Origin of the sequence: Psychrobacter sp. FME5, assembly GCF_014861375.1 — a bacterium.
GTDB lineage: Bacteria > Pseudomonadota > Gammaproteobacteria > Pseudomonadales > Moraxellaceae > Psychrobacter.
Genome location: NZ_RRYX01000094.1, coordinates 1 through 12291 on the forward strand (window position 1 = coordinate 1; position 12291 = coordinate 12291).

The window sequence follows — 12291 nt, forward strand, 5'->3', positions numbered from 1 at the left end:
TGGTGTTCTTTTACATCAATTATGGCTACGTCTGATGCCAGCATACTTTTTAGAACACCACCAAGCATTTTAATGAGATAACATAAAAAGACCCCATCAACCATTGCTGATAGGGTCTTTTTTTAAGTTGTTATTTAATACTTTTTCTAAATATTAAAAATCAAACCTAATAGCTTTTACTAGTCTAGGCAGCTGCTTAGATTTTACCAACTAGGTCAAGGCTTGGTTTTAGTGTTTCTTGACCGGCTTCCCAAGCTGCTGGGCAAACTTCGCCGTCGTTTTCACGAACGTATTGTGCTGCTTTTACTTTACGCAACATGTCTTTTGCGCTACGGCCGATACCGCCAGCATGAATTTCAGCAACTTGGATCAAGCCGTCTGGATCTACTAGGAACGTGCCGCGCTCAGCAACACCAGCATCTTCAACCATGACGTTAAAGCCACGAGTGATTTTACCAGTAGGATCGCCAATCATTGGATAGTTTACTTTACCGATTGCTTCTGAAGAGTCATGCCATGCTTTATGAGTGAAATGCTTGTCAGTTGATACGGCATAGACTTCTACACCCAGACCTTTTAGCTCGTCATAATGAGCGGCCATGTCTTCAAGCTCGGTTGGGCAAACGAAAGTGAAATCTGCTGGGTAAAATAGGAAGATTGCCCAGCCGCCTTTTACGTCTTCTGATGTGATGGTTTTGAACTCACCATTTACAAACGCTTCTGCTGAAAACTCTGGGATTTCTTGATTGATAATAGACGCCATGATTGGCTCCTTTTTAGATTGATTGATGTTAAATTGATTAAAGGTTATTTGTATGATTGTTTCTATTAACCCTTTTGTTATCTGGGCTACCTGACAAACTATACGCGAATTCTATGGTTAATCCAGTTAAAAGTTTTTAATGTGATGTTTTGTTTTATTAAACTTGTTAAACTATTCTATCTAATTTTAATCATCAGTGTATGATTGGTAATGGCTATCCCAGAAAGGATAACTAGGTATAATAGAGTGTGTTAAAAGCCCATTAAAAGAGAGGTTTTATGATTACCTTACGACAGCTTGAATTTGCCTTAGCCGTTGCTAAGCACCGCCATTTTAAACGTGCTGCTGAAGACTGTAATATCTCCCAGTCTGCACTCAGCTTGGGCATCGCAGAGTTAGAAAAGCAACTGGATACCCAGATTTTTGAGCGCAATAACAAACAAGTTCTCATCACCCCTATTGGAGAGGACATTCTCACTCGGGCGCAGCGGGTGTTTTCTGAAGTGAGCGACTTGACCACGCGTGCACAAAGCCATCAATCGCCACTTGCTTACCCTATGACAGTGGGTATTATTCCAACGATTGCACCTTATCTATTGCCAAAAGTGCTACCAGCGCTGCGAGAGCATTACCCAGAGTTTCGTATGACCATCGTGGAGCAGCAAACGGAGCGCTTGCTCGAACAAGTGCGCTACGGTCATATTGATACGGCTATTATTGCGCTACCTTATGCGGTCGATGGTTTGCACAGCTTTGAGTTTTGGAGCGAGGACTTTTTTGCCGTATTTCCAAAAGACGATGTACACGCCAAGCTTGAAACCATTAATGCCGATGAGCTAGAGACTGCTAATCTTATGTTACTCGGCGAAGGGCATTGCCTAACCGATCAAACTTTATCTGTCTGCCATTTTGACCGTGCGCAGATGAAATCAAGCTTTTCGGATGCCAGCTTAAATACGCTTATTCAAATGGCATTGGCTAATATGGGTACAACCTTGGTACCAGAAATGGCGCTCGATCAACTACATCTACAAAATCAAAATGCGGTCGCAGTACCATTGGCAGAGGAAGGCCCGCATCGTCATATCGCCTTTGTCACTCGTTTAAATTATGCTCGTGTTGATGATGTGAGTTTGTTAGGAGATGTCTTTAAAAAGGCTTTTGAAGAAGCTGCTAATAAGAAATAAATAGTGAATTGTGAGTGATAACAAACCATAGAAAACTGGGTTAAATATGGACGATGTTTTGCAAATAAACTCTACGCTTAGCAATGATTTTGCCCGACACTTGGCTGCTGTAAATAGTGATATGACGCCAGCAGAATCAAGCATGCTGTGGCAAGATATTGCGAGCCGTTATAACGAACCACAGCGCGCTTATCATAGCTTGCAGCATATCCAGCAGTTATTTGCACAGTTTGAAAAGATAAAACAGCACCTTTATGAGCCAAATATTATTGCCTTAGCGTTGTACTATCATGATGTGATATACGACCCAACCCGCTTAGACAATGAGTTAAAAAGCGCAAAATATGCAGTAGAGGCGTTAAGTAAATATATAGACGATGAGAAACGCCAGCATATTTACAAACTGATCATGATGACTGCTAGCCATCAAATCGACGAATTGGCAGATTCTAACAAAAGCAGCGATGCCGCTTATTTATTAGATATGGACTTAAGCATTTTAGGTGCGCCTTGGGTTGAATATGAGAAATACGCGCAAGCCGTACGCCAAGAGTATGCCTATGTCTCAGATATAAAATATCGTGCTGGTCGAGCGTCAGTCCTAAACAGCTTGTTAGCGCACCCAACACTATATATAACGGACTATTACTACGAACGTTTAGAAACAAAGGCTCGAATCAATATCAAGCGTGAGATTACGCTTTTACGCGCATCTTGATTAATAACTCACTACCCTGTCGCGCAGGATGCGAGTTATAGCTCGGCGCCATAATCTCTATATCAAAATGAGACTCAAAATGCTGTTGGTACTCAGCTTTCGTACCACCAAACGGTGGTTCTTTTCGCCCAAAGTCTTTATCAAACAGTAAACCAACCAGCTTCCCTTTAGGTTTGAGCAGGGCTGCCATTTGCCGGACATACTCATCACGGCGCGTAGGATTGATCGCACAAAAAAACGTTTGCTCGAGCACCCAATCAAACTGGTATTGCTCAGGCGATAAGTTAAAGAAATCTGCGCAGATGAGATGCTCAGCTGGAAAATCAGGATAACGCTCAGCGAAGGCCTTAATCGGTGCAGGTGCAAAGTCAACCAAGGTGACATTGGTAAAGCCTTGCTCATGCAAATAGCCAACCTCGTAAGCATTACCCGCACCCGGTACTAATATAGCCTGATCTTTAGCAGACTCAGGTAACTGGTCAATATAAGCTTTGAGTGGCGGTGATACCTGCCCCATATCCCAACCAATACTGTCTTGCTCATAACGCTGCTGCCAAAAATCTGCTTGATTAACGTTTTCCATATGCCGTCCTTGTCTATATTCAGTTCTATATAAAATGGATACGGTGTCAGACTCGCTTAGCCTACGACTTGTAGTACTTTCACTCGCCTTCCTTGCATCCAAACTATATTGAACAGACTCTATAGTCAGTGAAAAGTAAAATCGATACATCACGTACTGTAGGTACAGTTTTTTCTAGCTTGCTGTGCCTACGCAGACAGAGGCTACAAAAAAACTATACCAACAGTATCGTAGCGTTTTTAAAGTATTTTAACTATATAATACTATTATTTAAACGGTACAATTCGTACCGTTATGACTTATCATATCAGGTCTATTAAAATTATGGATACTATTTACGTGAGGCGTTTAATCGAGCTGACCAGACTTACCTGCCAGCATGTCATGCCACTGCCGATAATCAGGCATCGCCGTCGCTACCGTTTGCCAAAACGCAGCGCTATGATTGGCATGATGCAAATGACATAGCTCATGGACAATGACGTATTCGGTGCATTCAATAGGATAGGCAGGTAAGTAGACCGACAGCCAAATTCGGCACGCGCGTGTATTGCAACTGCCCCAGCGTGTGTGCATTTTTTTAAGACGGACTTCATTGGCCTGAGCACCAACGATCGGTTGCCATTTTTCAAATAATGCAGGGAATACTGTAGTGAGATGTTTGTGATAATACGCAATTTTTTCATCGTGGCTTAAAGCGAACGGCTGCGTGATACCCCATAATAAAAGCGGGCTATCGGCAGCTGAAGATTCCGACGCAGTGCTTTGTTTGCGCTGATATTGCTCTAACACTTGGTCGTGGTTTTCGATTGCCCACGATACTCGGCTGGTAATAGACTGCGCCATTTGCGCTGGGCTAATAGACAGAGGTACAGATACCATTAATGTATAAGGTTTTAAGCGAAAATTGATATTTTTAACCCGCTTTTTGGTCACCTGTAACTCAATGCCTGATGCTGCCAAACGCTGAACGGCACTCTCTAGCAAAGAGCTATTGTATTCTGCTAGCACAGTCATGCTCAAAGCGCTTGTAAATGGTTGTCAAAAGACATCATATGACGTTTACTGTCTTTGGCGATAGTTTCATTTGCAGCGACGTTTGAGCTTGGTATGGCTAAATCACTGACATCCAGTCTGCTTAATTGCCCTTGCCCATCGCTAACGATAAAGCCTGTTTCGTGAGCTTTATTAGAGATATCGTTGGCTGTTTTGTTGGCATAAATAGACGCACCCGCACAATCTGGCAAGCTGACAGCATCAACTAATGTACGAGTATTTAAATCATAAATCGCCGCACAGCCACCAATTGGCGTGGTCACACATAATAGATTACGTTGACTATCAACCGCCACACTAGCGATATATTGGTGAAAGCGTTGCCATTGATTATTTGGCATGGTTAAAGGTTTAAAATCGGTATCACCACGTTTATGCGTCAATACCAATGGCACATTGATATGTCGCTCACCTTGGAATTGAATACCAACCATCACCGTGCCATCGTTATGCATGGCTAAATGGCGTACGCTCATTTGATTATGTTTAGGCGTAACTTGCTCAAGCAATGTTCCATCATGACGGTTTAAGTACACCAACGATGGCCGCATGCTGTCTAGGTTTAACTCTTCACGAGACGCTTGCTCAGTCTTAATACCACCATTAGCAATTACCAAGGTGTCACCATCAGGATGCATGATAAGCTCGTGTGGTCCAATACCATGAGAGTCAAATTCTGCTACTTTTTGATAATCTCTATGAGCGTCATAAATACCGATTTTACCATCTAGGGTCTGTGTGTCGTTTTCGGTCACATATAGCGTTGAGCCATCTAGGCTATAGCAAGCATGACCATAAAAATGACGGTCAGCGGACGCTTTAATAGCGAGTTTAACTTGCCCTGTTGCCGTATCGAGCACCCAAAACTTCTCACTGGGCCGACGCCCCATGACTACCACGTCCCGATTTTCATTATTATGGCTAGTTTCATCTTGAGAACTAACGACAGGCTGAACAACAATATCATGGACACGTTCAGGCATAGTGGTTTGCCACACAATCTGCCGATCGGCATCAATACCAACCACGCCGAAGCTATGTTCGTTATTGATGTTATGCTCGTTATGATTGACATCGCCACTATCATTTTTTGCTAATACGATATCTTTTGGCATTGACGCCACACCGCTGACCCAACAGACAGGACGCGCTAGCATGGTGGTAGTATGTATTGCGCTAAAATCAGTAACGTTATGATGATGACTAATAGCATCAGTATTTATTGGCTGCTGATACGCCTGTTGCCACGCAACCTTCGCTTGCTGATAAGCATAGCGACAGCGCGCTAGCTTTGAGTTTGTTAGCTTAAGTTTTGCAGTTCGGGGTTTCGATAGCAGCGATAGATTCAACTGTGAGCGAACTCCTGACACATAGTCTTGTAAGCTGGCATCAGGCTGACGACGCTGACGATAGCCATGATGCATACCAACCAGTGTTGCCGTACCGACAGCTGCTAGCAAAGAGGTGGTTAGCAGCTCACGGCTTAATGAATTTGTTGCTAGCTCATTTGAGCGCTCAGATTTCTTGTCCATCGAATTTTCTGTATCTGCTTTGATAGTAGACATTATTTAATCGCCATCGGTGCTATTAAAGCCCACACGGATACCAAGTGTCGGAATTAATTGACGTTTAATCAGACGCGTAATGGTGGTGAGATGATCATACAGCTCTTGCTGGGTGGCTTTATCAGCAGTGGCTAAGTCTTCTGGCATTTGTGCTAACAATGTCGTGGTATCAGCAAGCGCCGTCGATAGCTTATCAGCCACGTCATTGTCATTACTATTTCCCAAGATAGCGGTTAAGACTGGATCTGTCATCGCTTTATTCAAGGTCCCTAACTTAGCATTGATAATTGCACGGCTTTGGCCCGCGGTCGCAGCTGGCAAATGACCTTTCGCCTTGCCGGTTAAGCCAAGCGGCTGATCAATAGCGGTAGATTTCATGGTCTCAATCAGTGATAACAATGAATTAAACCATTGATTCAAACCTTGGTCGCTTTCCGCTGTTTTATCAATCGCCAATAAATCAGTGGCATTCTGCTGCCAGTCCTCCTCGATATCTTTTAGGCGTGTACTCAAAGCACTACTAGCGCTAATGACATAAGCGCACTGTCCAGCATCTAGGCTATCATTGGCGAATAGCGCTTCTTCTAATCCTGGTACACCTTGGACAATGGCGCTCTCATTAGCGAGCTGCTCAGCGGTCAGTTTAGGATTGGCAGCAATCAAATCTGCAACCCCTTTGTGTACCAAACCACGTTCGTCAGGATAGTAGTTGATGTATAGATTGCTCATGCTCTCAGTCGCAGGACCGAAGTTAGTCATCTCGGCACTCGCCCATGCTTGCGCTAATACTAACCATTGGTCACGCAACGCTTGTAACTCATCACCGCTGACCGGCGCTTGCTGGCAGTTTTTTTGTGCTAAATCATGCAATAGATCACTTTGCTTAGCCGCGTCAGCATAGGCAGGAACGACCATTTCATTTGCCACATGAGTTAGGTAGGTTTTTTCAGTATCGGCGCTGATGTCAACAGTGGTAATTTTTTTCTCGCTATTATTATCAGTACTGGCTGAACCTTCACTAGTTTTAGGTTCAGCGCTATCTTGTGCGACTTGGCTGTCTACATCTGATGCTTTATTCTCATCAGCAGGTTTCACACAGCTGATAAGCAATCCAGCGCTTAAAGCAGATATCGCCATTGCTAGAGCATGGTTTATTTTCATAAATTTCCCGGTAATTGGATAAATAATTATTTAAATTATTGTAGCTAATATTTAATTTGGAAGATGGCTTTATTTATAGTCGTTAATAACCATTGATTGCCACATTAAAAAAACGTTCAATCACATCACTCTTATAATGATCGCAAAAATGCATTCAATTCAGCACGCCCTTGCTTATCAAGTTTGAGCACTTTTTTCTGCTGCTCTTTGGCTTCGCCGCCATGCCACAATACCGCTTCCATCAGCGTGCGAGCACGACCATCATGCAAAAATGTCGCTTGTGAGTCTACGGTTTGGGCGAGACCAATACCCCATAAAGCTGGTGTACGCCATTCATAAGAGTTGGCTAAAAACTCAACTTGTAAATCTTTTGATGGTAGCTTGCCCGCGATAGTACGATCAGCAAGATCATCACCCATATCATGTAGCAGCAAATCTGTATAAGGATAAATCACTTGGCCATGTTGCTCAATATGGTCATCGTCAGTTTTTGGCAACTGATATCTTGGCGTATGACAGCTCTGGCAACCCATATCATAAAAACGTTTTTTGCCCGCAAGCACCAGTTCATCATCGGCATTACGGCGATGCGGTACCGCCAAATTACGAGTATAGAACTCCACAAACTGTGCCACCTCGTCATTGACTTCGACGGGTGGCTTATCATTGCCTTGCTCGTCAGCGCCCGTTGTTGCATTCATACATGCAGTTTGCGTCGGCATACAGGATTCATTGGGACGAATATTTGAGGTTAAACCCATGTCTTCATTGAAGGCGCTTTGGTTTTGGGTGATTAATTTGGTTTGACCTGCTTTCCAGCCAAAGCGTCCTAGTGCAACTTTGCCCGTTTGTGGATCCATGACCCAATTAAACTTGCCTTTAATATCATTGCCATTTTTACTGTTGTTAGCCGCTTGTTTTTTAATATCTGCATCAGGTATTTGCTCCAGTAATCCGAGCCCAATCATTGGCAAGGCGATACGCGGCGACACCATCAGCTCATCATCAAATTTCCCATAACCAGGCTTGGTTAAGTTAAAGGTGGGTGCACGCAATGTCTCGACATGACCATCGGCAAAGGTGACCGGTTTATCTGCCCACTGTACCGCAATTCTCGCTTCGGCAGGCACCCCTTGAATACCACGATCTTGCAGTTGACCACCATACATAGGATGGACGACTTTTTCGATCAATGAGTTTTGTAGTTGCTGACGCTGCTCGTTCGTAGTCGCTGGCATAGCGAGACGAATGAGCAAACTGTCTGCATCATCTTCGCTAGTCATCGGCGCATGACCGCGACCGTCTTTTATGTGGCAAGACTGGCACGCTGCGACATTGAACAATGCACCAAGACCATCTCGGCTGTCCGTACTGGCAGGCGCAATCACCCACGGCTGACGAAAAAACGCATTGCCAATAAAAAAAGAGCCTTTACGTGATGCGGTTATATTCGATGAAGGTTTAGAGTAACTCTCAGCACTGCTAATACTGATGCCTGTGTCGCCACCTTGCTTAATCTCTTGCGGATCAAAGCTTGCTAGTTGTTGCATAGACACACCCGCGAGCGCTTCTATGGTTTGAACTCGTTCAGGCGCCAATACTTGATTTTGCCCATTATCTATGGCTGTTTTTTCATTATTAGAAGTGCCATCAGAAACACTGTCAGTCGGCTGGCAGGCGCTAAGTGATAGAGCGCATAGAATGCCAAAAGTAAGCTTGGCTGGCACAGTTTTAGGGATAAAGGCAGAGTAAAACGAGGCAGGTTTTTGAACTGTTGAAACATTCGTGGTGTTCATAGAGTACCTTAGTTTTATTCATAGAGCCCCTTAGTTTTAATAGCCTTTTAGTTTTAATAGTAACTTAATACTAAGAAGAACCATTAAAATTATGTGCTATCCAGTTTTTCACTTTTAGTCGATAAATAATCAATCTGTAGAGCTACCCACTGACTTATCCGGCTATTTTAATACACTATAAAAAAACACGCTGCCAACCAAAATCGACAACGTGTTTATTATACATAGATTACTTTCTTATGAAAATAACTCTCATTATCTTATAGCGACTCGTCAGGTATAGCTGATTTACTTTAAAACCGATGCAGTGCTATTGCCGTCATTTTTTTGCAGCCTCTGTCGCGCTTGAAAGCAGCAAGCAAGAAAAATTTATAACAGTAGCACGTGGCTACCAACGTATCGATTTTATTTAGAATTGCCTGTATTATAAATAGAGCTGGCCAACATTTTGAAAAACATAAATCGCCAATTAAAATTGCGAGCCAGCATCAGCGTCTAAATTGTCAATACCAACCGCTTTTGCGGCGTTTTCGATACCCGAAGTCAGCTCTTGCAAGCTATTAATACCTGCTTCAATCCAACCACGGCGTTTATTTTGTTCTTCAGCAGAGATGCCTTCTTTACTCGCTTGGCCAACCGTCGCAATCATTTGATCAACTTTGATACCGTCTTTTTCGCCTTTTTCAACGATGGTATTAAAGGCATTTTCTACCTTTTTAAAATCAGCAGCGAGCTTATCAGCAGCGTCTTTATTGTCAGTATCAACGAGGTAGTGCTTAACACCATAACCACCAACTGATTTGCCAGCGACTGTTTTATAACTGCCGTTAAAGACATTTTGGATACCGCGAGCATTATTGGCATAGCTTAGATGTGTCAAATCACTAAAGCATTCGTGCTCATCTTCGGTAGAGCCAGTGACAAAAGCCACCTGCATACGCTCAGAAGCCAGCTCACCCAGTGCTAAACTGCCCATTTGATACATAATCTGACGCAGACCATTATCGTATTTACGCGCCATAAGGTCGCTTCGTAAGGTATCTTCACTTCCAGGCTGCCACTCGGCTTCCATCGCTGTTAAATCATCAACCAATAACTGTGCAGCGGCTTTTAAAAACTCACCACGACGCTCGCAGATGCTGGCATCGTCATTGGCCGTATCGCCACTGGTACATTGACCCGTTTCAGTAACATAATCTGTCACTGGACGGTTGCCTGCACCTTCGGCAACGCCATTAACGTCTTGACCCCATAGCATAAACTCAATGGCGTGATAGCCAGTCGTTACATTGGCTTCACTACCACCAATTTCATTCATTTCTGCCAATAGCTCAGGGGTAATGGTACTAGTATCTTGTTTGATACTACCAACCGTAATACTATCGCTATTGATGATGTTGTCTTTACTGTTGTACTCACCTTGATAACTATCATTGACGTAATCAATCAATGCTTCATCTAGTGGCCAAGCATTCACCTGCCCTTCCCAACCATCAACACTGCCAATCTGACGCTTATCATTGGCGGTCACAAAACCTTCATCAAAACGGAAAATCTCAGTTTGTGAATACGGCTGGCGTGCAGCTTTATAAGCCGCTCTTGCCGCCTCAAGATTTTCCTGGGTTGGTGTTGCAACATATTTTTCTACCGCAGTTTGCAATGTTTTAGCGGTCTCTAAAGAATCTTTATAGGCAGCATGTGCCATGTTTGCATAGCTGATAGCCAACCTATCAGTATGAGCTTTATCCGCAGCTGATAGCTCGGTATTGGTCGTTGACTCTGTATTTTCTACCTCTGTTTGCGTATCAGCAGTCGTATTGGCTTCTTCATTGGTTTGTTTGGTACAACCAGACACCATTAACAACCCTGCAAGTGCAGCAGCTAAAGTAGTTGGTAAGATTTTACGGCTCGTTACTGTGGTGATTGTCATACATATCCTCAAAAAATATAGCACAAAAAAATTGGTTTTAATTGGGGCATCAAATGGCACTGCCATAAAAAAACTCTATGAATTATAGAGTTATTGATAATCATTATCAATATTTAGTTTTAAATTAATGTTATCTTTTATTTGGCCGTCGTCAAACAGTCAGCTACCGCACTGACGGCAATTATTTTTGAATATTTTTAACATACCCTATATTTAAAGCATAAAAAAAGGCCAGCTAATAGCTGACCTTCTCTAAATATAAAATTCGTTAATTATTCAATCAAAATGACTCAGTCAAAAATGAACCAACTATTAATTAACTGATTGTGGTGCATTGATAACCAGCTCAACACGGCGGTTTTGTTGACGACCAGAATCACTGTTGTTATCAGCGATTGGGCGTGACTCGCCATATGCAACAACATTGATACGGTTAGAAGCGACACCGCGTGCGGTTAGATAGTTTGCGACTGCATAAGCACGGTCACGAGATAGACCTTGGTTGTATGATGCAGAACCTCTGCTATCAGTATGACCAGCAATCGTTACTGTATTTTGGTTATATTCACTCATCGTTGATGCAAGCTTGTTAAGTGTTGGCTTGAAAGATGAGTTCAAAGTAGCATCATCGAATGAGAAAGTGATGTTGCCTGGCATGACTAGATCAATATTACCGTTAGGATTTGGGGTAACTGTTACGCCAGTACCCGCCATTTGCTGCTCAAGCTGCTTGGCTTGACGCTCCATGTAATAACCAACGCCAGCACCTAGTGCTGCACCGATTGCCGCATCACGACCAGTCTTATCGCCACCTGTTGCTTTTGAAATAGCCCCGCCACCTAAAGCACCTGCCAATGTACCGACAGCAGTTTTGTTCAAGCGTTGTTGTCCAGTGTTTGGATCTGTAGCACAACCACTAAGTGCTAGACCTGATGCTACTGCTGCGACCATTAATGTATTACGCATAATATTTCCTCTCAAATTTAAAAATGAATAGACAAATTGTACTTTTTATAAAGATTTTCCGTTAATCTTATTTAGCTACTTAAATGCCAGCTACTTAAATATTAGGTATTTAAATGTTAGACACCTAAATTCAAGCAATTATGCCTGATGACCGACTTGTTTAGCCAATCACTCATTATCTCTTACTTCGCTTAGGCATTTATTTATACTCGTTATTATTATGTCAATTACAATCTAACTATGTGTAATATTTTGTCACATCTATGTATAAAAAGTGATGACCACTCGAGATGGTTTACTATCATATATAGGTGGTTTTTTAAGACGTGTTATTGCAAGTCACGTTTACACTCGTACACTATGGTTTGTTTCTGCTAAAATCAGGCAATAAAATTAACAGCGACTAAACTATATGGTGGTGTGTCAGAAAGTATGCTGAAGAAATAAAGGAGGGTGACAGCCAAAGCAAGATGATATATTTGAGGTTATGAAGACACAAATAGATATCAGCTGCCCCGACTGTCACAGTCCCAGTTTAAAGAAAAATGGCAAAAAAAGCTATGGCA

At 42.7% G+C, this 12291-nt stretch carries 10 protein-coding genes; 2 read left to right on the forward strand and 8 right to left on the reverse strand.

The genetic code is table 11. From position 1 onward, the window contains the following. Nucleotides 1–196: 196 nt before the first annotated feature. Nucleotides 197–763: an alkyl hydroperoxide reductase subunit C gene (gene ahpC / locus EI161_RS11135; protein WP_192524040.1), complete on the reverse strand. Its 567-nt coding sequence runs from the start codon at nt 761–763 to the stop codon at nt 197–199. 278 nt (nt 764–1041) lie between these two features. Between ahpC and EI161_RS11140 the strand changes: the two genes are divergently transcribed. Next, nucleotides 1042–1950, forward strand: a complete 909-nt coding sequence (locus EI161_RS11140; protein ID WP_192524039.1) for a hydrogen peroxide-inducible genes activator — start codon at nt 1042–1044, stop codon at nt 1948–1950. Nucleotides 1951–2008: 58 nt separating this feature from the next. Further along, a complete protein-coding gene (locus tag EI161_RS11145) occupies nt 2009–2668 on the forward strand; it encodes a hypothetical protein (RefSeq protein WP_225735353.1) in 660 nt (219 codons plus the stop codon). On the opposite strand, the gene EI161_RS11150 is transcribed toward EI161_RS11145, so the two are convergent. The 7 genes from EI161_RS11150 to EI161_RS11180 form a co-directional block, all read right to left on the reverse strand. Beyond that, nucleotides 2646–3251 carry a methyltransferase domain-containing protein gene (locus EI161_RS11150; RefSeq protein ID WP_192524037.1) on the reverse strand — a complete coding sequence of 202 codons (606 nt, stop codon included), beginning with the start codon at nt 3249–3251 and terminating at the stop codon, nt 2646–2648. The two genes, EI161_RS11145 and EI161_RS11150, sit on opposite strands and share 23 nt — an antisense overlap. A 348-nt stretch (nt 3252–3599) precedes the next feature. Beyond that, complete coding sequence (locus EI161_RS11155) at nt 3600–4268, reverse strand: M48 family metallopeptidase (RefSeq protein ID WP_192524036.1); 669 nt, start codon at nt 4266–4268, stop codon at nt 3600–3602. Between the two features lie 2 nt (nt 4269–4270). Continuing rightward, nucleotides 4271–5872: a DUF1513 domain-containing protein gene (locus EI161_RS11160; protein WP_192524035.1), complete on the reverse strand. Its 1602-nt coding sequence runs from the start codon at nt 5870–5872 to the stop codon at nt 4271–4273. Nucleotides 5873–5875: 3 nt separating this feature from the next. Further along, entirely contained in the window at nt 5876–7033 is a 1158-nt protein-coding gene (locus EI161_RS11165) for an imelysin family protein (protein WP_192524034.1), read from the reverse strand. Between the two features lie 131 nt (nt 7034–7164). Beyond that, entirely contained in the window at nt 7165–8829 is a 1665-nt protein-coding gene (locus EI161_RS11170; RefSeq protein WP_192524033.1) for a di-heme oxidoredictase family protein, read from the reverse strand. Nucleotides 8830–9298: 469 nt separating this feature from the next. Continuing rightward, nucleotides 9299–10759 (reverse strand): imelysin family protein, encoded by a 1461-nt coding sequence (locus tag EI161_RS11175; RefSeq protein ID WP_192523986.1) that lies wholly within the window; start codon nt 10757–10759, stop codon nt 9299–9301. A gap of 312 nt (nt 10760–11071) precedes the next feature. After that, nucleotides 11072–11725 (reverse strand): OmpA family protein, encoded by a 654-nt coding sequence (locus EI161_RS11180; RefSeq protein WP_192523987.1) that lies wholly within the window; start codon nt 11723–11725, stop codon nt 11072–11074. Nucleotides 11726–12291 lie beyond the last annotated feature (566 nt).